This window comes from Pantoea sp. PNA 03-3, assembly GCF_003201175.1.
GTDB lineage: Bacteria > Pseudomonadota > Gammaproteobacteria > Enterobacterales > Enterobacteriaceae > Pantoea > Pantoea stewartii.
The window spans coordinates 469140-493358 of the sequence record NZ_QICO01000003.1 but is presented as its reverse complement, the minus strand read 5'-3'; the positions used below and the strand labels follow the sequence as shown (position 1 = coordinate 493358).

The 24219-nt window shown below is 53.0% G+C and carries 16 protein-coding genes; 4 read left to right on the top strand and 12 right to left on the bottom strand.

What is annotated here, in order from left to right; genetic code table 11:
- Positions 1–8 precede the first annotated feature (8 nt).
- From C7433_RS12005 to wbaP, 9 genes are all read right to left on the bottom strand, one after another.
- Positions 9–2219, bottom strand: a complete 2211-nt coding sequence (locus C7433_RS12005) for a phage tailspike protein (protein ID WP_110268231.1) — start codon at positions 2217–2219, stop codon at positions 9–11.
- A gap of 88 nt (positions 2220–2307) precedes the next feature.
- Positions 2308–3342 carry a glycosyltransferase family 4 protein gene (locus C7433_RS12000; protein WP_054687535.1) on the bottom strand — a complete coding sequence of 345 codons (1035 nt, stop codon included), beginning with the start codon at positions 3340–3342 and terminating at the stop codon, positions 2308–2310.
- 46 nt (positions 3343–3388) lie between these two features.
- Positions 3389–4141 carry a glycosyltransferase family 2 protein gene (locus C7433_RS11995; protein WP_110268230.1) on the bottom strand — a complete coding sequence of 251 codons (753 nt, stop codon included), beginning with the start codon at positions 4139–4141 and terminating at the stop codon, positions 3389–3391.
- Between the two features lie 81 nt (positions 4142–4222).
- Positions 4223–5140 carry a glycosyltransferase gene (locus C7433_RS11990; RefSeq protein WP_033740494.1) on the bottom strand — a complete coding sequence of 306 codons (918 nt, stop codon included), beginning with the start codon at positions 5138–5140 and terminating at the stop codon, positions 4223–4225.
- 128 nt (positions 5141–5268) lie between these two features.
- A complete protein-coding gene (locus tag C7433_RS11985) occupies positions 5269–6405 on the bottom strand; it encodes an EpsG family protein (RefSeq protein ID WP_006119869.1) in 1137 nt (378 codons plus the stop codon).
- A gap of 246 nt (positions 6406–6651) precedes the next feature.
- Complete coding sequence (gene wzc, locus C7433_RS11980) at positions 6652–8829, bottom strand: tyrosine-protein kinase Wzc (RefSeq protein WP_110268229.1); 2178 nt, start codon at positions 8827–8829, stop codon at positions 6652–6654.
- 12 nt (positions 8830–8841) lie between these two features.
- Positions 8842–9276: a protein-tyrosine-phosphatase gene (locus C7433_RS11975; protein WP_006119871.1), complete on the bottom strand. Its 435-nt coding sequence runs from the start codon at positions 9274–9276 to the stop codon at positions 8842–8844.
- Positions 9277–9285: 9 nt separating this feature from the next.
- On the bottom strand, positions 9286–10425 hold the full coding sequence (locus tag C7433_RS11970; protein ID WP_033740498.1) for a polysaccharide export protein: 1140 nt from the start codon (positions 10423–10425) through the stop codon (positions 9286–9288).
- 274 nt (positions 10426–10699) lie between these two features.
- Complete coding sequence (wbaP, locus tag C7433_RS11965) at positions 10700–12133, bottom strand: undecaprenyl-phosphate galactose phosphotransferase WbaP (protein ID WP_110268228.1); 1434 nt, start codon at positions 12131–12133, stop codon at positions 10700–10702.
- Between the two features lie 777 nt (positions 12134–12910).
- Between wbaP and C7433_RS11960 the strand changes: the two genes are divergently transcribed.
- A complete protein-coding gene (locus C7433_RS11960) occupies positions 12911–14482 on the top strand; it encodes a TerC family protein (protein WP_110268227.1) in 1572 nt (523 codons plus the stop codon).
- 24 nt (positions 14483–14506) lie between these two features.
- Here the strand turns inward: C7433_RS11960 and asmA are convergent, their stop codons facing one another.
- The 3 genes from asmA to udk form a co-directional block, all read right to left on the bottom strand.
- A complete protein-coding gene (asmA, locus tag C7433_RS11955; RefSeq protein WP_110268226.1) occupies positions 14507–16315 on the bottom strand; it encodes an outer membrane assembly protein AsmA in 1809 nt (602 codons plus the stop codon).
- A 14-nt stretch (positions 16316–16329) separates the two neighbouring features.
- Positions 16330–16911 (bottom strand): dCTP deaminase, encoded by a 582-nt coding sequence (gene dcd / locus C7433_RS11950; protein WP_006119878.1) that lies wholly within the window; start codon positions 16909–16911, stop codon positions 16330–16332.
- An 84-nt stretch (positions 16912–16995) separates the two neighbouring features.
- Positions 16996–17637 carry a uridine kinase gene (udk, locus tag C7433_RS11945; protein WP_006119880.1) on the bottom strand — a complete coding sequence of 214 codons (642 nt, stop codon included), beginning with the start codon at positions 17635–17637 and terminating at the stop codon, positions 16996–16998.
- 278 nt (positions 17638–17915) lie between these two features.
- Between udk and C7433_RS11940 the strand changes: the two genes are divergently transcribed.
- The 3 genes from C7433_RS11940 to yegD all read left to right on the top strand — a co-directional run bounded on the left by C7433_RS11940 (position 17916) and on the right by yegD (position 23458).
- Positions 17916–18527, top strand: coding sequence for a phosphatase PAP2 family protein (locus tag C7433_RS11940; RefSeq protein ID WP_110268225.1), 612 nt, complete (start codon positions 17916–17918; stop codon positions 18525–18527).
- Between the two features lie 167 nt (positions 18528–18694).
- Complete coding sequence (locus tag C7433_RS11935) at positions 18695–22030, top strand: diguanylate cyclase (RefSeq protein ID WP_110268224.1); 3336 nt, start codon at positions 18695–18697, stop codon at positions 22028–22030.
- Positions 22031–22105: 75 nt separating this feature from the next.
- Positions 22106–23458: a molecular chaperone gene (yegD, locus tag C7433_RS11930; RefSeq protein ID WP_110268223.1), complete on the top strand. Its 1353-nt coding sequence runs from the start codon at positions 22106–22108 to the stop codon at positions 23456–23458.
- Positions 23459–24219: the final 761 nt, after the last annotated feature.

The following is a 24219-nucleotide window of genomic DNA, read 5'->3' as shown; positions in this document are numbered from 1 at the left end:
TCTCTCAATTACGCTTTAATGGCAAAATAGGGCAAGGCAACGGTTTTACCGTTAATGACCACCGACACGAAACCTTCTGGTTTACGGGTATCCACGTTGTCAGCCGACAGCGCGCGGGAAGCCAGCAGGAGATCGCCTTGCTCATTTGCGCCGACGCCCGCTTTGCCGTTGTGCAGACTAAAGCGCTGCGGTGCAGCATGGCTGCCACTGTCGGGCGTGGCTTTAGCCATTTTGGCATCGACCCGCGCGCAGCGGCCGGTCACAAAACGGTCCTTCGCGGTGCTTTTGATCATGATGGCAGCAGAAGGCGTCCAGCCTGCCAGCCTGATAAAGACCTGTGTATCGGTGTCGGTTTTCGCCACGTAGCGCACGTCCAGCACCGGGCTGCTGCCTTCCGCTGACCAGCTGGCTTCAGCGTGATCTTTCTTACGCTGAACATGAATCACCGCGCGACCCCCGGTGTTTCTGCCGTCGATCAGATTCATCAGCGGTTCGCTGTCCGTGCCGTTGTTAAACTGCGACTGGCCGAAGACCTCGATTTCCCACGAGTCACCGACAGTAGGAGAATAAAGGTTAGCCAGTTCGTACCACACGGGCTGACTGGTGTTGTTTTCCAGCAACCAGCGCGAAGTGAGATAGTTGTATTTCAGGCTGCCATCAATCGCGACGCCGTAGGATTCAACGCGGGTCGATCCCATCTCCCAGGCGCTTAACCAGCGATCGCCCTGCTCTGAGTTATCAATCCAGCTCCCCGACTGCAGGTTGGTCTGGCGCGTATTCAGGCGCGAGTGCCAGGCGATAAGCGGGTTTTTGCAATCTTCCAGACTGAGCGCATCAATAATCCACTGACCATTGGAGATATCGCCGGGATTGTCGCAGTGTTCAATCCAGCCGTTATGAATCAGCGACTGACTGCAGCGCGGCAGATTCAGGACCTTGCCACCTTTACAGTGCTGCGCATTGAAGTTGGAAAGCTCAATCGCCGTGCTGTGATCCCAGTTGCCCTTCTTCTGTCCTGACCAGCCGGCCTGAATGACATCACCAGTACAGGCCGAGGCGTACCACTGGTCAATTTTACAGTCCAGCGTATCCAGCAGGCTCAGCGCGGTGCCACCAACGTTGTTGAAACGCAGACAGGCCCCCCGGAAGAATTGCCCTCCCGGACAGGTATTGCGGAACAGGCCCTGCCTGTTCGGCTTCGTATCGGTATTGCCATTGAAAATCAGGTTGGAGATTTCCACCCAGCGGGCGCTGACCTCAAACACAAACGGGGATTGACCATCAGAAACGATGGTGGTCGCCGGGAAGTAGCCGAAGTTGACCATGGCCCCGGAGATACGGAAAAAGCGACGCTGTTCTTCGCCAAAGTCACAGCCTGTCACGAAGAAGGTGCCTGCCGGGAACTGGACACAGATAGGCTGATCGCTCTGTTGCGACCACTGATACATGGCTTTAATGGCGGGCGCGCTGTCGGTTTTGCCGTCGGCGATCGCGCCGAAGTCAAACAGCGACAGCCGGTTATAGTCATCCACCACGCGGCGCCAGTGAAAGCCGTCGCCGCTGAAAATCACGCCCTGATCGTCCTGAGCGGGTTGAAAACTGCCAACAAACTCGCCCCCGCCTACTTCCAGGCCGGGATGCCAGCTCTTCAGCTTAATCTTTGCCCCTTCAAACAGCGGCCGCGTTTTACGCAGATCATCGACAGAAGGAATTTCCCCGATGAGCTGATAACCGGCAGGCTGCGCCAGACGCTGACTAAAAGCGGCCTGACCCGGCTGACTGACATCCGGAATGTTGAATACGGTCTGTCCGTTGCTGTCCTCCAGCGCCATGGCGTGCGACGGATTAGCGATAAGCGCCGCATTGTCTTTGACGAACTGATCAAAATTGCCTTTGTTCAGCGTAATCGGCTGGGTGATTTGCGCCAGATTGCCGTTGGCATCGCGCAAAAAGACCGGAATCTGGTTACCGGGCTGGCGGGCATCGCTGCCTGCTCTGCCAATCCACAGCTTCCCCTGAAAATTTTGCCAAAACTGCGGTGGCATGGCGTACACATTTTCAGGGGTAAGAATGGGAACATCCCCTTTCGGGATCGCCGTTGCATCAACCGATTTCAGCGCCAGACCTGTATTTTTGGCGGCGTAACTGGAAAACGTGCTCACGGAAAGCGCACCGACAAGGGCGGAGGCTGCGGTTTGCAAGACTTCTCTTCTTTTCATGCAGTAAATCCCGTCGTCATGAAGGCTGTAAACTCAGCCATAAAAGGTGTCCCATGAGGCACAGCAAAAATGAGCATCTCCAGCCCGTTTACACCAGCGCCAGCCAGCTTTGTTTAATCTGTTTGCCGTCAAATTTCAGCGCAGTGTGTTGGGTTTTTTCGCTCATGGCGTAGAACAAGGCATCATCGCTCGCCAGTTGCTCCATCCGCGCCAGAAATTCGCTTTTCTTGTTCATTGGCACCAGGAAGCCGTCTTCACCGTGATTGATGATCTCCTGAGGACCCGTCGGGCAGTCATACGCCACCACCGGCAACGACCACGATTTGGCTTCCAGCAAAACCAGCGGTAAACCTTCATAACGCGAGGTCATCAGCGCCATATCGCTGTCGCGATAGTAGTCGTTGATGTTGCTGACTTTGCCGACGAACTTCACGCTGGAGGTGATGCCCAGCACGGCAGCCTGATCGTGCAGTTGCTGGCGCAGCTCGCCGTCACCGGCAATGACCAGGGTCCAGTCTGGATGGGCTTTGGCAAAGTCGCGCCAGATATCCAGTAGCAGGTCAAAACCCTTTTGATTGTCCAGACGGCCGACTGCCAGCGCCTGGCGATGACGCGAGGTGCGTTGCCAGGCTTTGTATACGACCGGGTTGGGGATAGTCTGGCTGGGAATGTGCCAGCGCTGAAAGACCTGATGATCTTTATCCGTCAACACAATCACGCGGTCGTAGTAGCGCAGAAGCAGGAATTTGAGGAATTTAATGGGCTTGCTAAAGGAGTTGATGGCCACGTGCTCACAGGCATAGGCTTTGAAACGTTTCTTTTTAAACGTCATCAGATTCCAGAACGCAAACATCACGCTCAGGCGGCCCATGCTGATCAAAAACACGGTATCAAAGCCTTCCTGCTGGATACGTGCCACCGCACTTTTAATCGGGTTACTTTCCCCTTCAAAGCTGACGATGCGCTTAACCTTTTCAAACGGGTAAAACGGCTGACCGTGCCCTTCCAGCGAGTAAATGGTGACGTCGTGCTCATCACCGAGGCATTCCGACATAAAGTTACAGATATTCTCGGTGCCGGCATACGAGTAAGCGTCTTTGATCACCAGGACGATTTTTTTCATGAAACGTTATCCACCTCAAAGTTTACAGACAATCCTGCCGATCGGCTTAACGGTGTTTCAGGCTAAAAAGCACACCGTTCACCATATACCAGGCGTAATAGTAATAGATTTTTAACGGATTGTTTTTATAGATAATTCTTAATAGTTCGAGGTGCCATTTCGCGGCTTTATTTTTATTACGCGACAGAGAATCGCCCAGCTCATAATAATTCACCAGAATTGTCTGAATTATCCTGGCCTGTTTATAACGGCTAAACAGTTCGTAGAGGAAAAGGAAGTCTTCATGACCTTTGCGCTGGAAAAAAATACCGCCTGGTGGACGGCGAAAGCACACGGAAGAGAAGCAGACACGGTACTGTTTTTTTACGAAGTTGTCCTGCTGTAAATACGGCTTCGAGTAGCGGATATCGTGGTCAGCTTTGCGGGTTTTATAATGATATTCGGTAATAACCAGATTATCCCCATCGGCTATCGCCTGCATCTGCTGACGCAGTTTATCACTGTGCCATTCATCATCGCTGTCCAGAAAAGCAATGATCTCTTCTTTGGCCGTGCGCAAGCCGACATTGCGGGTTTCGGCTGCGCCCATGTTCACGGCATTGTCCAGAATCGTAATACGCGGATCCTGGCACTGTTCTGTTACCCAGGCGAGGGAGTCATCGGTGGATTTATCGTTGATCAGATAGAGGTGCCAGTCCTGATAGGTTTGATTTAACACGGACTGCACGGCGCGTAATACCGTCTGGCGGGCATTATACATAGGCATCACGATGCCAACGGTACCAGAGTGATTAGTCATTTTCATACCTGAATAAATAAAAAGACGGAGCGACCGGGAGAGGCTTCCGGCAGCACAGAAACGTCACAACATTTAAGAGAATCAGGAAAGTGCCTTTTCACCGCCAAAACGCGCTTTCAGCTTGTCTTTCACGCGGTTGAGGAAGTAGGTGCGATTGTCTTTATTAGTGAGCAAGAAATAGCGGGCAAAACTCACGCTCGCCATCAGGGCGTTGCCGTCCATTTTGTAGCGCAGCGGCAGCTTAAAGGCTTTATAGGTGTGAATATCACGTGCGGTAAGGTGCGGCTTCATGGTATCCAGCCAGAACAGGGAGTATTTGACCGATTCCCCTTTGTGCTTTGAACCGAACGAGGTCACCAGATGATAGTTAGCCAGCGGCGCGTCAATCATCTCGAACCGGTAACCCATCCGATCGGCACGGATACAGAAGTCATAATCCTGATGGCGAATAAAGCGCGCATCGAACTGAATTTTGGCGGCATCTTCACGCTTCAGCACAATCGTGCTGGTTTGAATGAAGCCATAACAACCGAACAGATATTCCGCCACCGTTTCATTTTCAGCAGGCGGCTGCATTGGCATGACTTTCAGGAACGCGCCGTCCTGATAGATATTCACCTGACTGAAGATAATGGTCTTGTCTTTGCCCTGCGCCTCAAGTTCGGCAATTTTTTTTGTGACCTGCAGCAGCTTATCGGCGTGCCATTCATCGTCGGCATCCAGGAAGCTGACATAGTCGCCCGTGGCCAGTTCAATGCCTTTGTTACGCGCACCTGCGCCATTCAGCTTGACCTCTGACAACACCAGGTTGATGTCCAGGTCCTGGTAACGCTCGCTGCGAACCACCTCGGCGAGCGCGGCGGCATCCGCCGATTTGTCATCAACGATGATGACCTCGAAATGACGATACGTCTGTGCTTTAACGCAATCCAGCGTCGTGACAATCGATTCTGACGCGTTATAAGCCGGAATTACGATGGAGAAACGAATGTCCTTCATTGCCAGCACCTCATTAAAATAGTTCAAAAATAAACAATTCAATCGACAAAGGTCGAAGAAAAACCTGTGTTCTGACTGGCAACCGCCCCTGCGTGACACCTTTCACGGGAGGACGATCGCCGGGTTGATTAGCGAGTCAACCAAAACTCCTGCGCCACTTCGTAGCCGACAACCGCCTGTTTGGTGGAAATGGTGTTGTAGTAGAGGTAATAGAGCAGGAAGAAAACCAGCATGCCAAACAGTGCGGGCTTCCAGACGCGCCTGGCCTGAAAGATGAGCGAGGTCAGGATAATCGGCTCGACCTGTTGCAAATAGTTGGACAGACGTGAACCCGACGGGAAGTTGTACAGGAAGATCCTGATCGCCCCGCCGATAGCAAAACTTAAAATCAGCAGATAGTTAAGACGGTACTGGGCGTAATTTTCGCGCTTCAGCTCTTCCGTCAGCATGAAATAGAAGAAGATAAACACCAGCATGATGTTTTTTAGGTTCGAGACTGACAGGATACTGCCATCCATTGCGTAGGACGGGTCATTGTTATAGCCCGATGCCCTTTCACCCAGCGACCCCAGATGACCGGCAATCAGCGCGATAAAGCTGGAACCGCCGACAACGGAGAGCGGCAGACTGAAGAGAATGATAACCACCGGCCACCAGCGCCAGTCACGAATAAACAGGAACGGCACCAGCGTCACCACCATAACGGCGGTATTGTGGCTCATAAATGACAGAATAAAAAAGGTAAATGCCCACCAGTAACGCTTGAGGTAAATGGACCACAGCACACCCAGGAACAGCGCGGAGCTCAGGCCAAAGCGAATCTGGTTTATGTCTTTGTTAATAAAGATGTGCGCGGAATACAGCGCCAGCGCCAGCACCGGATAGGGTGACATCTTCTTAAAGAAGTAGGTATTTATGGAAACTGCAATGGCACAAAACACAAACAGAAAGACGCTGGCATTGTGCGAAAACAGGCTGGTCAGCCAGGCCATGGCGAAAATCAGCGGTTCGTAACGGAAAAAAGCGACGGTATTAAAAAAACCGTTAATCTGAATGCGTCGTACGAAGTCCTCGAAGAAACTCCGGTACTGAAAGTCATCCATGCCGGTGCCCAGACCGCGAATACCGCCGAAAACAATCAAAATCATGGCAGCAATACAGAGCAGCCAGGTTAAAGCATAATTTGTGCGTTCGTCTTTTTTAACCAGGATTTCGAACAGCGAAAGCAGCAGCAAAAACCCTGATATTGACCAATATGGAGCCATGGTGTGATTCCTTAAATCCACAAGTTCACATGCCAACAGTGGCCAGCGCTGATGCCCTTCCAGGGGGCTGTCTCAGCGGGTCTGCGTGAAAGACCAGGGCATGTTGATGATGAATTCTGATGATTGACGTGAGATCGTCGCTTATTGTGCGTTCTATCCAGAATCATCTGTGCAAATCGTTGCGTGTCGTCATCGCAAGCCAGCGATCAAAAGGGGCGGTGAAACCCGCCCCTTCTCACTTAGCGCTTAGCTTTTCGTGGGTTTACCGTATTCGTAGTCGTAGTAGTCGTAGCCGTAACCATAAGAGTTAGCGGCTTTGCGTACCACGGCGTTCAGAATCACCCCTTTAATTTCGATACCGTTCTGGGCAAAGCGTTTGAAGCTGACATCCACTTCTTTCGTGGTGTTAGTTTCGAAACGCGCCACCATCAACGACGTACCGGCCAGTTTGCCGATAATGGAGGCGTCGGTAACGGCCAGAATCGGCGGTGTATCAATCAGGACCAGATCGTAGTTTTTGCTTGCCCAGTCCAGCAGTTCACTCATACGGCGATGCATTAACAGCTCCGACGGGTTCGGCGGCACCTGACCACGTGGCAGGAAATCAAATCCGTACGCGCCCTGCTGAATCATGGCCGGGCTAAACTCCGTTTTGCCGGACAGGACGTTTGACAGCCCGGATTTGTTATCAGCACCTAGCAGTTCGTGGGTATAACCCCGGCGCATGTCACCGTCGATAAACAGCACTTTCTGACCGGCTTTGGCCACCAGCGTCGCCAGGTTGACACAGATAAAGGTTTTACCAATGCCCGGGCTGGCCCCGGTAATCATCAGGATGTTGTTTTTCGCCTCCATCATGGCGAAGTGCAGGCTGGTACGCAGGCTACGAATCGCTTCAATGGACAGATCGGTCGGATTACCCAGCGCCAGCAGCGTGTCATGCGGATCGGTTTTCACCTTGTGACCACGACGTGCCAGCGCCTCGGTGTCTTTCTTACGCTGCCAGTCGGAGAGCGGTACGCTGGCATAGACGTTCATGCCCAGCTCTTCCAGCTGTTCTGGATTTTCGATGCCGTGATGCAACAGGGCTTTAAGCAGAACCACGCCCACGGAAACCATCAGGCCCAGGATAAAGCTGGCGGCGATAATCAACAGCTTCTTCGGGGCTACCGGTGCGTTAGCGGTGGCCGCCTGGTCGATGATGCGAACATCACCCACGGTACTGGCCTTGCTGATGCTCAGCTCTTGCTGACGGTTAAGCAGCTGCATGTAGATTTCCTGGCCTGACTGCACATCGCGGGTCAGACGCAGAATCTCTTGCTGGGTTTTCGGCATCTGCGCAATTTTCTTGTTTAACTCAGCCTGCTCATCTTCCAGCGTTTTGCGCTTCTCAAGCAGCGCACGATAGGTCGGGTGATCTTTGGTAAACAGCTGCGACACTTCGGCTTCACGGAAAGTCAGCTCGTTAAGCTGGCTCTGTACGCTGACGGAAGAATCCAGTGCCGATTTCGCTTCCAGTGAGAGGTCAACGGATTCATTCGCGCGGCGGAAGGCGTTCAGCTTATCTTCAGCCTGATCCAGTTTGGCCCGGACTTCAGGCAGTTGCGTTTTCAGGAACTCCAGGCTTTTCTCCGCCTGCTCAGATTTACGCTGAACGTTCTGCAACAGGTAGTTGTTGACGATCTGATTCAGCACCTTACTGATCTGATCCGGGTCTTCACCCACATACTGCAGGCCCAGCACGCCAGTATCTTTTCCTTTATCCGCGACGGTCAGGTTAGACAGGATGCTGTTAATCGCCTGCAACTCGTTCAGTTTGGTGACGGTAAATGTGGTGCCGGGTTCAGCATTGATATCGCTGACCAGCATGCTGACATCACCGTGTTTTTCAAACTGCCCGACTTTTCCTTTAAACAGCTCATCCCCGTCAGCCGAAACGGTGTAGCTGTCTTTTCCGGTCACTTCCAGCTTAACGCTGCGTTTGTCGATAGTGCGTGGGATCTCCAGACGGGAAACCGCGACCTCGCCCGGTTTATTGCCCATCAGGCGCGACAGACCTTTACCGATAACCGGGAAATAGTTCTGTGAGACCACCGCATCCAGACCAAGGTCCTGAACGGTTTTGCCCAGTACCATACGTGATTCCAGAATCTGAATCTCAGTGTCAGAAGCAGGCGTGGTCGGCATCAGCGTTTGCAGTTCATTCAGAACGGTGCTGGTGTTCTTTTGCTCGACCTGAACCATCGCATCGGCGCTGTAAATGGGTGTTGCAAACAAGGTGTAAAGGGTTGTCACCAGCATGAAAAAAGCGGTCACAGCGACGATCACCCACCGGTGATCAATCAGCTGTCCCACAAGGTGTGCCAGATCCCATCCATTCGATTCCTCGCGTGGCGCGGTCATGACTTTATTTTTACTATTCATGGATAATCCCAACTATCGGCTTAAAACGCTGACCCATTTCTGAGTGGCGTGTTCCAGTAACCCGTAAACCTCTTCAAAGGCCTCACGGCTTTTTCTGTACGGATCCGCAATTTCCTTCTGATCGAGCCAGTGCCCAAGCAGCATCGTTTTGCCACGCGCTGCCGGGTCAATGCGGTTAACCTGTTCAATGTGGCGCTTTTCCATCACCAGAATCAGGTCATATTCCCGACACAGGTTGGCCGTTAACTGTTGGGCCTCGTGCCCTTCCAGTGACAACCCGTTATCGGCCGCGACGTCAGAGGCGGTTTTATCCGCCGCGTGCCCGACGAGGGCACCCAGACCGGCTGAGGCGACAGAGAGTTGCGGCAGCGCACGTTTGAACAGGCGCTCTCCGGTAGGAGAGCGGCAGATGTTGCCTACGCAGACGACTAACACAGACTTAATCATGGCGAAACCTTAGTTCGACCAGTTGCGGATGCGTTGTGCGGCCTGCGTCGCATCGTTAACACCGGCTATGGTTGGTATCAACTGCGATATCACGCGATTCCAACGCGTCAGCGGCGTCGAGGTCACGTAGACGATATCGTAAGGTTCGAGTTGGAATTCGGTACCCATCACCATTGATGCAGCATCTTTGGTGTTCAACTGGTAAATATTGGCGATCTTGTTGCGGTCTGTGCCGCGTGTCGGACGGATAACAAAGACACCGGTCGCATCCGACGTGGTCTGATCCATGCCCGCCGCATTGCCCAGCGCTTCCGCCAGCGTCATGCCACTGCGATCCATCTTCAGGGTGGCCTGCTGTTTCACTTCACCCATAACGAAGACTTTCAGATCGTCGTTGCGCGGCACATACAGAATGTCACCCGGATAAAGCAGATGGTTTTGGCTCAGATCGCCATTCTGCATCAACGCCTGCAATGACACGCGCTGTTCACGGCCATTATGCGTCAGAACCACGTTGCGCCAGTCGGCGTCCGCAGCCAGTCCGCCCGCGGCGTTAATTGCGTCCAGGATAGTAAGCGGAACGTTGGTAATAGGCTGTTGACCTGAGGTGGTCACCGCACCGGTTACGTAAGTTTTCTGTGACTTAAAGGAAGCAATGCTGACGTCAACCTGAGGACTTTCGATGTACTGTGCCAGGCGACGCGCGATCTCATTACGCACTTCCCCTACGGTCCGGCCTGCGACACGGACCCGACCAATATAAGGGTAGAAAATGGTGCCATCTGAATGGACCCAGTTACCGGTGTCGCTTGCACTGCGGTACTGACCAGCGGGCGTGGTGAGTTCAGGGTGATCCCATACGGTCACGGTGAGCACATCACCGATGCCGATACGGTATTCATAGTTCTGAATCTCATTTTGCAGTGACGGGTTGGCTTGTGCTACCAGTGGCTTAGGACGCATTCTTTCCACCAGGCTCGGCGTTAACGGATACACGTTAACGTACTTGTCGATGTCAAAGTTATTGTCCTGCTGCTCAATGACATCTTTTCCCGAAGTGGATAAATTTTGCCCCGGCACGACGGTACAGCCGGCCATAAACGTGGCAGATACCAAAACAGGTATCATCTTCATTTTCATTGTAATCATTTAGATCTTCGCTATCAGTTAATGTTTGATAGAGGCAAGTACGCCGCTGTGTAAGCGCTCAAAAAAAGTAAACTATCCTGACTCAGGCACTGAACATGTCGTTCATTATTCTTAGCTCCTGTCTTTTACCGATCACGCGCTTTACCCAGAAAGAAATAAAGCAAAGCAGAACATTGCTGTTTATCAATGCCGTACCGCTTTTTTTTAGAAAAATGTACCAACCCGCTCCCCTGTCGTGTGCTGTCAGAGAGAGGCTGGCACCTTTTTCCTGCGGTTAATAAGCACCATCACGCTTAAGCACGACACCGACGGTTTTGAACAAAATGGCGATATCGTTCCACAACGACCAGTTTTTCACGTACCAGGAATCGAAATAGACGCGCGTTTCATAATCTACGTCGTTACGACCACTGACCTGCCACAGTCCGGTCATGCCGGGTTTGGCCATCAGGTAGTAATCCACTTCACCGGCGTAGCGTGCCAGCTCGTCTTCGATGACAGGACGCGGTCCTACCAGACTCATATCACCCCGAACGACGTTCCACAGTTGCGGCAGCTCATCCAGGCTGGTTTTACGAATGAAGTGGCCGACTTTGGTAATACGTGGATCGTTTTTAAGTTTGAAATCTTTATCCCACTCAGCACGGGCGACCGGATCGGTACGCAGCACTTCCTCAAGCACTTCTTTGGAGTTGATCACCATCGAACGGAATTTCAGGCATTTGAATTTACGGCCATTCATGCCCACGCGCTCATGACCATAAATCGGTGGACCGCCATCCCGGCCGACCAGAAAACCCAGCACCAGCAGCGCGGGGAGCAGCATGACGATGATAGACAGTGCGCCAACAATATCGAATACGCGCTTCAGGAAGCGTGACGTACGCTTAGCCAGGTTATTCTGCACGCGCAGGATCATGACTTCATGGCTGAAGATGTAGGCCATATCGGTACCGTACAGCGGTACGCCGCGCAGCGTCGGAATGACAGAAACGGAGCGACAGTTGTGCATAGCCAGTGATTTCAGCCACATATCACGGTACTGGCTTTGCTCGAATTCCACCGCCACGATGAACTGGGTGTCCGCATTGGTCAGCTTCCATACGTCCTGTTCGTCGCGCAGAACAGGAACGCCCGACATGACGTCCTGAGGGCAGGTCCCATCAACGTCGTAGAAGGCAATGACATCGAATCCCATGACTTCTTCACTTTGCAGCGCTTCCCACGCTTCCTGGGCATTTTTACTGCTGCCGATAATGATGGTCTGTTTTTTCCACAGGCCATAATTATTTAAGACGCGTTTAAAAACGGAGCGACAGACAGGAATAATCACCAGCGTGATAAGCCAGGTCAGCAGCCAGACAAAACGGGACATTTGCCACTGAGACAGTGCCGTGATTGACAGTTCAATAACGGAAAAAATAAGAATGGTACGAAAAATTTCTTTTAATTCGAACCAGAAAGGTTTGCGATAGGTGTAATGACGCAGTCTGACCCAGAACCAGCCCACGCAAATTACTGACAGGCAAATGTGGGTAGCAATTTTTAAATTTAATTCCCGGTCAGACATATCCGATAAAAGAGACGGAGATGTCAAATTAATTAGCATCATCGCGATAAATAATGCCGCGTTGAAACATATTAAATCAGAACAAGCCAATAATAATTTGGTGATAAGACTTTTAAACGTAAAATGGTTATCGCGCATATTTAACTCTTTATTTTATTTCCTTAACCCACCACGACCAGACCCTGAAGTGAACAGTACTGATGTTGAGCCTGAAGCGTTTCTGAGGGGAGCTCCTGCGGCATTTACGCCATTGTCATTGACTATGAAAACAATAATCCCGTACTCAATACCAACAGATTACTCTGACTTTACCCACACAGGACTGATTAAATATCAAACCACAGCGGCAAGTCAGGCACGCTACCGCCCTTGGCTGTCGGTGCCAATACCGCCTTGATAGCCTCGGGTTCTCCCTGCGCCACAAATGAAGGCGCACAACGCATCCCTTGCCGAATGCGTTTACATTCCGCTGCTTACCCTGACGGATGATTGCGCAAATTACAGGTTCAGACGCAGGCGTTAACTAACTCGTTGCTATACTAGTTATTACTGGCCTGTTTACAAGTGGACCCCGCCATCACCGGACTATTTTAGGAAAAAGACTACCAGTAATAAGTATTGAAGCCGCTCATTTTGGGTGCCGGGGAAGAAAAAAATCAGATTTATTCCATGTTGGCACCAGGATTAATCGCATAAGAAATTCCTCTGAATGGCGAGTGTAGTGACATTAATCTGCAACCTTTATCCCTTACAGTCCTTCCCGCATTAATCATTTCGTCCATTAATTCGCCTGTAATTAAAGTGGTCTGTGTCTAAATAAAGCGTAAAGCGCCTGTCATTCCGCTATTTGTCCCGACGCCGTCTGTCCACTATCATCAGACAAAGCTTATTTTTAGACATTCAGGTGAATAACGCATGCTGGAGGTAATGACCGATCCCTCATTGTGGGCAGGTTTAGTAACGCTAATCGTTCTGGAGCTGGTGCTGGGTATTGATAACCTTGTGTTTATCGCTATCCTGGTGGAGAAACTGCCTGCGGCGTTGCGCGACCGCGCGCGCATTATTGGTCTGCTCATGGCGCTGGTTTGTCGCCTGCTGCTGTTAGCCTCGCTTTCCTGGCTGGTAACGCTGACTCAACCTTTATTCACCTTCGCGCATCATGCCTTTAGTGCGCGTGATCTGTTGCTGTTGTGCGGGGGGCTGTTTTTGCTGTTCAAAGCGACCACCGAACTTAACACACGACTTGAAGGCAGCGATGCGGAGGACACTCAACAAAAGGGCGGCGCTAAATTCTGGCCCGTCGTGGCACAAATTGTCGTGCTGGATGCCATTTTTTCTCTGGATGCGGTGATTACCGCCGTCGGGATGGTCAACGATCTGCCGATCATGATGGCGGCGGTCACTATCGCCATTTTACTGATGTTGTTAGCCAGTAAACCGCTGACGCGCTTTGTTAACAACCATCCGACCATCGTGATTCTGTGTCTGAGCTTTTTGCTGATGATTGGTTTCAGTCTGGTGGCGGAAGGGTTTGGTTTTGCGATTCCCAAGGGCTATCTGTATGCCGCGATCGGTTTCTCCGTCGTCATTGAAGCCCTGAATCAGCTGGCACAGTTTAACCGCCGTAAAGTGTTGTCAGCCGGACGGCCCCTTCGCCAGCGCACAGCTGAAGCCGTGCTGCGGCTGCTGCGTGGTGAAGCGGAACAGGCCGAGCTGGATACGCAAACCGCTTCTATGCTGGCTGACGGTGAGTCTGTTGCCCTGTTTAACCGGCAGGAACGTGTGATGATTGCCAGCGTGATGGGACTGGGGCAACGTCGTATCGACACAATTATGACCACGCGCCATGATGTTCAGCACATTGATTTAAGCGACGATCCCGACGTCATTATGGCCGATCTTGACCGCAATCAGCATACGCGCATCGTTATCACCGAAAACGGTAACGAACCGCTTGGTGTTGTCCATGTTAACGATCTGCTGCATCAGTCGCTGCATCAGCATGCCCTGGATCTGCGTAGCCTGATCCGTCAGCCGCTGGTCTTCCATGAGCGAATAACGGTGTTACAGGCGCTGGAGCAGTTCCGCCAGGCACAGACGCATTTTGCGTTTGTGGTCGATGAGTTCGGGTCGGTAGAAGGCGTGGTGACGCTGAGCGATTTAATGGAGGCGATTGCGGGCAATCTGCCGAACGAAGCCAATTCAGAGGCGCGCCACGACATTCAGCCTGACGGCGCAGGCGGCTGGATTGCCAATGGCCATATGCCACTGGACGATTTGGCCCTTTACGTCACGCTGCCGCGAGAAAACACACAGCATTACCACACGATCGCAGGTTTAATGATGGATCGCCTGCAACATGTGCCGCAGGAAGGCGAAGAGATTCAGCTTGGCGAATACCGGCTACGGACTTTACAGGTCGACCAGCATCGGATTCAGAAGGTAGGGATTGTACCTCACGTCGACGGTGCGGCGCTGAAAGCGTAATTCAGCGCCGGCTGCCGACGGTGATTACGGGTGCGTACTGTTCTTGTCTTTTGCCTGTTGACGATCGAGCCACTGATTGAGGCGGGATTTTGCCTCATTCTGTAGCCTGTCACGCATGACATCATCTACCGGCAGCGTATATTGCGGATTAGCCCAACTGCCATAAATACGGAACGGAATCACCTGGTCGGACAGCGCGGCCACCAGTTTTTCGTCGCCGCGCCAGTCGCTCAGTGTCAGGCCCAGCGTCACATCCAGCTGTTGCTGCACCAGATTGATACGCCCCTCGCCGCGCAGCGTCAGCGCCTTCCCTCCACCGTCGAGATGACTTAACGTCAGCAGCCCATTTTTCATGGCCAGTTGTCCGCTCACCTGCTCAATGCCCTGTCCGGACGCCTGAGAATCACTGCTGACACGGTCGCTGACACGTGCCACGGCACTGCGCACCATTTGCTGTAAGTCGAGCTGGGCCAGTTTCAGATCATGCGCCTGGATATCGGCCTTGCCCTGCCAGCTGCGTTTTGCATCCGCAAGCGTCAGATTTTCACCCGACAATTCACCTTTAAGGCTCAGGGTTCCCTGCAGCGACGGCGGCAAGGCCAGCGCTTTTAATAAAGGCTGGATAGCTATCTGGTTCAGCACCGGCGTAAAAGCGACCTGCGTAACAGGCTGACGAATGTCGATACTGCCCGGTACAGAGAAGCTCCCCTGCCCCACATTGCCTGAGAATGTACTGAAGGTTACCAGCCCCTGTTGATTAACCGCTTTGAGGGAGAGTTTGGTCAGGTTCAGGCCACGCCAGACCGCGCTATCGGCCTGCAGCGACAAATCGAGATCAATGTCGTTAAGCGGGGAGTCTGCATTGGTCGGTTCAGGCTGGTCCGCGATGACCGGTGCCGGGGCAATCTGACTGTTTTGTCCACTCATCTGCTGGGTCAGGGTCGAGATAAACAACAGATTGTCCATATTGAGTGCGCTGGCATGAAGATCCAGCGCCAGCTTTTGCGGCGGCGTAAGTTCGCCTTCAGCGCGCCCGCTGAGCACGCTGTCGTTAGCGGTCAGCTTAAGATTGCTCACGTCAAAACGATTTTTATCCAGGTCCCAGTTGCCCTGAAAGCTCAGCGTGCCTTTAATGCCCTCTGGCGGCAGGCTCGCTCCGGTCAGGTTATAGTCGACCTGCGCCACCTGGCCGCTCAACTGATGCGGATAGCGTGATTTGTCCAGTTGCCCTTTCAGCGTCAGGACAGCGGTGCGCTGGTTACGGGTCAGACTGGTCGTCAGGCCGATCGTGGCGATTCTGGACTGATCCTGCTCCATATCCAGATTAAGATTACGGAAGGTAAAGGCGTCCCCGCCCGGCTGCTGCCAGATAAGCAGGCTGTCGGACAGTTGCAGATTGTCGATGTCAAACGACCAGCCAGCAGACGAGGTGGGTTCGCTGTTGTGTGGCGCGCGCGGCGCGTTCTCAGGTGCCCGCGCGGCGCTGTCTGGCGTGACCCGCACGATGGCATTTTTTAACATCACCTGGCTTACGCTGAGCTGATGGGAAAGTAACGGCAGAAGATTAACATCCAGACGCATGTTATCGGCAGAAACAACCGGTTGCGCCGCTCCGGGTGCCGTCAGGCTCATCCGTCCGGCGAGAATGCTGAGTTTCGGCCACACATGCCAGCGCAGGTCGCCATCGATAGTGAGTTGATAACCGCTACGCTGTTCGACCTCTTGCACCATGTAACTACGGAAGTCGTTAGGGTTCACCAGCATGACCAACGCCGTTAATCCGGCTACGACCACTACCAGTAGAATGGCCAGCGTGGTTATCACTCTTCTCATCACATCCTCATGAATTAATCTTTGTCGATACGACTGGCATCAGCACCCTGCTGGCCACGATATTTTGCATTCTCACGGCGATTATAGGGACGCGCTGCCGGACCGGAAAGCGGTTCAAAGCTTAGCGCACCAATCAACATGCCAGGGCGCAACGCCAGAGGCAGTTTGCCTGAATTATAAAACTCCAGCACGATACGGCCCTGCCAGCCCGGATCGATACGGTGCGCAGTGACGTGAACCATTAGCCCGAGGCGGGCAAGTGAAGAACGCCCGTCGAGCCAGCCCACCAGATCGTCGGGAATCGTGACAGATTCCAGCGTTACCGCCAGCGCCAGTTCGCCCGGATGCAGAAAGAACGCCTCACCTTCCGGCAACACGATCTCATCGCTCATGACGCGATCCAGCGCAGCACTGACCTCGTGCTTCGGGCCGCTTAAATCAATAAACGGCGCGGTATGTCCGCTGAACGTCCGGAACTGATTGCCCAAACGCACGTCCACCGTTGCACCATTGATATGTTCCACGGTTGGCCGTGGGGTAATCGCCAGTTTTCCGGTGTCGAGCCAGGCTTCAATATCGCGGTCGCATAATCTCATTACGGTAACTCCATGAAGTAAGTGTAGCGAACAGGGCGCATCTGTGCTTTTAACCTGTTCGCGTCACGCCTTTTGAGACGTAAACTACTCGAAAAACTGATTAATCTTGGCCTTCAGAATATCAATCGCGATGCGGTTTTTACCACCGCGCGGCACGATGATATCCGCGTACTGTTTTGACGGTTCAATGAACTGCAGAAACATCGGGCGTACCGTTTTCTGGTACTGACTCATGACGGAATCCATTGAGCGACCGCGTTCATTGACGTCGCGCTTCATTCGGCGCATCAGGCAAATATCCAGCGGCGTATCGACGAAAATGGAAAAATTCAGTTCCTGGCGTAACCGCGCATCCGTTAACAACAGAATGCCTTCAAGAATAATGACTTTTTTGGGCTTGAGATGCAGCGTCTCTTGCGTGCGGGTGTGCTCAACGTAGCTGTAAACCGGCAGTTCAATGTCCTGTCCTGCTTTGACAGCGCGCAGATGCTGTAACAGCAAATCATGATCCATCGCGCTGGGATGGTCATAATTGGTCTTAACCCTCTCTTCCATAGTGAGGTGACTTTGATCTTTGTAATAGGCATCTTCGGGAATAACACCGATGTGTTCATCCCCCACTTGATCGCGAATTTCACGATACAGGGTACTGGCGATTAAACTTTTACCGGATGCGGATGCACCTGCAATGCCAACGATCACGCACTGATGGGACTTGTCAGTCATACTTTTAAAAACCTGATACTGGAGCCAGAAACTGTACGCAAACTGCGCACCCAGTTAATGGGGCTGAACGGAGAGGGTGATTTGGCGCTAAGTATAGGGATTTCGGTCTTTTGATGCCAGAGAAATGGCATGGCCGGTTTTCAGACTTTCCCCTTTTAACTCGAATGATTTCATCGATAAACTAGCCCTCTCAGACAGCATGACGATGCACAGCACGTATCAGGTCTTACAAACCTGAACAAAAAGGGCCTGGGGCCCGAAAAAAATAAAGGAAAACTATGCTCTGGAAGACCCTCACCTATTTTGGTGACAGTATGTTGTTAATTCCCACGGCGGTGATTATTGCACTGATTTTGCCGTGGAAAAGTGATAACCGGCGCACCGTATGGTACTGGCTTTTTGCCTTTGGCCTGGCGGGGCTGGTTGTCAGCCTGTCAAAAATTCTCTTTCTGGGCTTTGGCATTGGCAGTGCCCGTTTTAACTTCACCGGATTTAGCGGCCACAGCGCCATGTCTGCCACCCTGTGGCCCGTGATGCTCTGGCTGATATCCGGACGCTGGTCGAGCCTGTGGCGCGGTTTCGCCATTGGCGTGGGCTATATGATCCCCTTAATGGTGGGGTTTTCCCGCCTCGTCATCCATGCCCATTCCCTCAGCGAAGTCCTGACCGGACTGCTGTTAGGCTTTACACTGAGCACAGCTTTTTTGCTTTCACAACGCGAAACCGCATTAAAAGGGTTTAGCTGGCCGCAGATTGCCGCCGCGTTGCTGGTGCCGGTGCTGCTGCTGGGACATGGACGCATCGCCACCACGCAGCAGTTTCTTGAGCACTTTTCAGCCCGCCTCGCGGGCCTGGAAAAACCCTATACCCGTGCCGACCTTTTTCGTTGAATAAGGCGAGACGGGCTCGCCTCACAGACGAGCCCGTCAATCGGTCAAATAACGCAATTTAATGATTTCCCCCCTTTTTTCTCCAACAAATGTGCTAGCATTCTTCAATCAGGATGGCTATCTCGTCACCTGCCATGTCAATACCTTGTACCCTGCTGGATCGATAAATGATCGTTGATGCGCTGGCTTCGTCAGATAAATCACCTAATTCGTGGCTTCATGCCTGCGGGCTTGGCCTGGTTTCGTTCGTCCTGACCTTGTTCTGCCTTGAACTGATCGTAGTGAGCGGCAAGATTTCGCCTTTATGGTTTTCCACCGCCTTAATGACCGTGGTGGTGTTTCGCTGCACATCACGTCAGTTGCCGTTGTTCCTTGCGGCCTGCCTGATTGGCACCGCCGCAGCCAATGCGTTTGTCATCGGTCCTGCGCTTTCAAATTTAAAATTTGCCCTGTTGAACCTTTTGCAGGCGGGCATCGGTGGCATGCTGCTGCGCGCGTTGCTTAACCGCGAGGCACCGCTGGTGTCGCTGCGCGACTGGCTGCGCTTTGTTTTTGCCACCGGCGTGATTTCGCCACTGATTGGTGGCGTACTGGCGCTGTGGGTTTTACAGGTTGGACAACAGGCCTCTTTCGCCTTCTTTTATACATGGGTGATTTCGGAAATCATCGGCATGCTCGCGCTTGGGCCGGTTCTGCTGCTGCTCTCCTGGCCCTTGCCTAAAGGTTACCTCAGGCGCGCCTCGCTGTTTGAAACACTTTTCAGCCTCGTTCTGACGCTGATTGCCAGCTATTTGTCGCTGCGTTTTTTGCCCTGGCCGTTTACCTTCATTTTGGTCGTGCTGTTCTGGTGCGCTGTTCGACTGCCCAAGGTGGAGGCGTTTGTCCTGTTCTTTCTCAACGCCAGCTTTATGGCGCTGCTGCTTTCTTTAGACTGGATAATCGTCACGCCTACGACGACGAATTACGCCATGATTGTCAGTTGGCTGCCGTTTCTGATGGTCTTAATCCCCTGCCATATTATGTCGCTGGTCATGGATGCGTTCCGCCATGAAACGCGCCATATCAGTGAAAGCGAAACGCGTTTTCGTAACGCCATGGAGTATTCCGCTATTGGCATGGCGCTGGTTTCACCCGAAGGCCGCTGGCTTCAGGTGAATAAATCATTATGCGACACGCTGGGTTATCCCGAGTACGAATTAAAGAACCTGACTTTCCAGCAGATTACGCATCCTGACGACCTCGGTATTGACGATGGCAAAATGGATAAGCTGCTGGCTGGCGAGATTTTGTCGTTCACGCTGGAGAAGCGTTACTTCCGTAAGGACCATGAAATCGTCTGGGTGCGGCTGACGGTTTCGCTGGTACGGGACAGCGAACAACAACCGCTCTATTTTATTGCGCAGATTGTGAATATTTCTGAATTAAAACAGAGCGAGTTGGTCAACCAGCGATTAATGGAACGTATCACGCTGGCCAACGAAGCGGGCGGCATTGGCGTGTGGGAATGGAACATGAACAGTGGAGAAATGCTGTGGGATAAACGCATGTACACATTGTTCGGTTTGCAGTCGGATGAAGTGCCCAGCTTCGACTTGTGGATCAAACTGGTGCATCCCGACGATCGCGCATTTTGTGTGCAGACCATACAGCAGGCCATTGAAGAAAGCAGCGCGTTTCAAATGGAGTATCGCGTGATGCGCGAAGAAGGACATTACTGGATACGTTCTCAGGCGAATCGTTTACTCAGTCAGGAAGGCCGGATCGAGCGCATACTGGGCGTTGCACAGGACATTACGCCGCTGCGTAACCTGAACGAAGCCCTGTTTCAGGAAAAAGAGCGCATGATGATTACGCTCGATTCCATCGGCGAGGCCGTCATCAGTACGGATCAGGCCATGCGCGTTACCTTCATGAATCCGGTGGCTGAAAAAATGACTGGCTGGTCACAGGAAGCCGCGGTCGGCAGACCGGTAAGTGAACTGCTTCACATCACCCATGGCCGTCACGGCGCGCCCGTGGAAAATCTGATGATCAACCCCACGCATTCTGAAAAGACTGCGCCCTATTTGTCGGAAGAGTGGGTGCTTCACACCCTGAATGGTGAGCATATTGATATCCATTACACGATAACACCGCTGAAATCGGAATCGGGAACCGAACGCGGCGCGGTGATGGTCATTCAGGATGTGAGTGAATCACGTAAAGTCATGAAACGATTGAGCTACAGCGCGCTGCACGATACGTTAACCCGCCTGCCCAATCGCGCCAGTTTTGAGTTGCAACTGAAGCGACTGCTGTCCGATGCCGCTGAACATCAACATCAGCATGTACTGGTGTTTATTGACCTGGATAAATTCAAAGCGGTTAACGACAGCGCCGGGCACGCCGCCGGGGATGCACTGCTGAGCGAACTTTCCGATTTAATGCGTCACCACCTGCGCAGCACCGACTTTCTCGCCCGTCTTGGCGGGGATGAATTTGCCGTGCTCATGCCTGAATGTCTGGTGGACCAGGCCCGTGATGTGGTGCAGCGTATCGTGCGTGCAGTCAACGACTACTGTTTTGAATGGCTGGGCCGGGCCTATCAGGTTGGGGCCAGCGCAGGCATGACACAAATTTCACCAAATAATTGTCAAAGCAGTGATGTGTTGTCCCAGGCCGATATTGCCTGTTACAACGCTAAACGCAGCGGCCGCGGGCGCTACATGGTGTACGAACAGCATCCGCTGGCCCTGACCGGCAGCCACCATTCGCTGGATCAGGCAACCCTGGATGCCTTGCAGGTGGAACTCCAGGTCTGGGCTGTCGCACCGCCAGGTAAGCCGCACTCTGCCAGCGTCTGGTTGATTGAAGTGCAGTTGTTTACCCGGGAAGGACTGCTGGTGGATGAACATCTGCTGCGTAACAACCTGACTGACGCGGCGCTGAAACAGCGGCTGGAAGACAATATCGTTGAGGCTTTTTTCCGTCATCGCATTGCGGCTATGAGCCAAAAAGGCATTGCCTTAATTTTGCCCGTGGATGTTAACGCGCTTTATAATCCGGTTTTCGTTGAGAAACTTTGTGTCCGTTTTGCAGAATCCGGTCTGGCGAACAGTAACAGCGGTATCGCGCTGCATGCCGCCAGCGTGTTATCGGGCGGCGAGCAGCTTTTGGGTACACTGATGAAGCTGCGCCAGGCAGGCTGTCGCATCGTGCTGCAACAGTTTGGCCGTAACCTGGATGCGTTTAATCAGTTAACCGGTAAAGTGGTGGACTGCCTGATTCTGGCACCCGAGTTGGTGGCGAACCTGCATAACAATCTGATGGATGAAATGCTGATTTCCATTATTCAAAGCCAGACCAATGAACGTAATATTATATTGCTTGCGGGCCCAGTCTCCGTGCCGGCCGTTCTGACCACGCTTACCAGCCTGGATGTTGACGGAGTCTGGGGCAGTGCGGTTGCCGAGCGCCAGCCGCTCAGCAAACTGAGTGAAGATCACCTTTTTGCGATTCGCTAATTCTGCCGCTCGCCGCTTGCCTCACCTTTACAGCTGCGCTAAAGTCGCCCCCTTTTTCCTGCCTGGGGGCGAAAAATGTTCATTGGATTCGATTACGGTACGGCTAACTGCTCGATTGCGGTCAGCGAAAAAGGCACACCACGACTGTTAACGCTGGAGAACGGTCAACGCCTGCTGCCATCGATGATCTGCTCCCCGACACGTGAAGCCGTTACGGAATGGCTTTATCGCCATCATCAGGTTGCCACGCCGGACCAGGAAAGCACGGCGCTGTTGCAACGGGCGCTGCGCTATAACCGTGAAGAAGATATCGATGTTCTCTCCGATAGCGTGCAGTTCGGTCTGACCGCGCTTCAGCACTATATGGTCGATCCGGAAGATGTCTGGTTCGTGAAGTCGCCGAAGTCCTTCCTGGGCGCGAGTGGGTTAAAACCCCAGCAGATCGCCTTCTTTGAAGATTTAGTGTGCGCCATGATGCTGCATATTCGTCAGCAGGGCGAAGCACAGCTTGACCAGTCAATTGAACAGGCGGTAATTGGCCGCCCGGTGAACTTTCAGGGACTGGGCAGCGAAGAGGCCAACGCGCAGGCCCAGGGCATCTTATTGCGTGCCGCTAAACGCGCGGGCTTTCGGGAGGTGGAGTTTCAGTTTGAGCCGGTCGCGGCGGGGCTGGACTTTGAAGCCACACTCGAAAAAGAAACCCGCGTGCTGGTCGTGGACATCGGTGGGGGAACCACCGACTGTTCGATGCTGTTGATGGGGCCGCAGTGGCGTCATCTGTCAGACCGGCGGGAAAGCCTGCTGGGCCATAGTGGCTGCCGCGTGGGCGGTAATGACCTGGATATTATGCTGGCGTTTAAAGCGTTGATGCCGTTGCTGGGCGCGGGCGGGAAGACACAAAAAGGCACGGCCTTACCTGCCCTGCCCTGGTGGAATGCCGTCGCCATCAACGATGTGCCTGCACAAAGCGATTTTTACAGTACCGCCTGCGGCAAACTGTTGCGCGATCTGGTACGGGATGCCGAAAATCCTGCCGCCGTGGCACACCTGTTAAAAGTCTGGCAACAAAAGCTGAGCTATCGTCTGGTGCGTACTGCGGAAGAGAGCAAAATCGCCCTCTCCGACCGCCCTGACTTCGCCGCCGCACTGGATTTTATCAGCGCGGATTTACAGGCCGATATCAGCGTGGCAATCCTGCAGGACGCGATCAGCCAGCCGCTGGAGAAGATCCTGGAACAGGTACATCTGGCGCTGGCAACCAGCCATATTAAACCGGAAGTGATCTATCTGACGGGCGGTAGTGCACGTTCGCCTCTGCTGCGCGCTGCGCTGCAGCAGGCCCTGCCGGGTACACCGATTGCTGGCGGAGATGACTTTGCCTCAGTGACCGCTGGTCTGGCGCGCTGGGCTGAGGTGATGTTTGCCTGACAGCGGGGAGAGTCGAATAAAGTGCAGCACTCTCGGCGGGTGAAATCGCCTGAAGGGGCATTTTGGCTTCGGCTCCCTTTCCTTCGTTTGCCTTTACCGCGAAGACGTCAGGCTGAGCTGCATTGGGATGCTAACCCATTGTTGTGATGTCGGCGGGTGAGATCGCCAGAAGGGGCACTTTGGCTTCGGCGGTCTTCGCGCCGCTCACGCGGTGCCTTCAGGTCGCTCAGCGCTGCGGAATGCCTCGCGGAAAATGCCCCTTCTGGCTTTGTCAGTTTGCGCGCGGGTAAAGCGACACAGTATGTGAGCCCGTGCTTTCTTTTGCGGTGAAGGCAAAACGAATGCAGTGCCTGTCCTCAGAAAAAAAGCCCTTCTGCCCTTTAATCTTGAGCGGGGTTAAAGCGGCACCATGCGTCAGCCGGTTCTGCCGCGTTAAGGATAGCGCCCGGTCCGGCAATGCACGTTACTGACGGACCCGGCGGTATCGAAGATGATGCTTATTCCTCTTCGCGCCGCGCCCCCTTGCTCAGCGCTCAATGTCTCAGCAGGCATAACGTAAGGTTAAACGCTGACCTTCTTCATGCTGCGCACGGCTGCGTAAAGCGCTGGGTAATGAATGTGTCATCTTCCTGAAGGATAGGTTTTTTTAATCCTGTATTTCCTGGTCAGGCAGGATATGATCCGGCGCGCTGTGGTCAGCGTAGTCCGCCTTGTTTCACATCAAATCTGACTCTTTGCCAACGCCGTTTTTTCAAAAAACC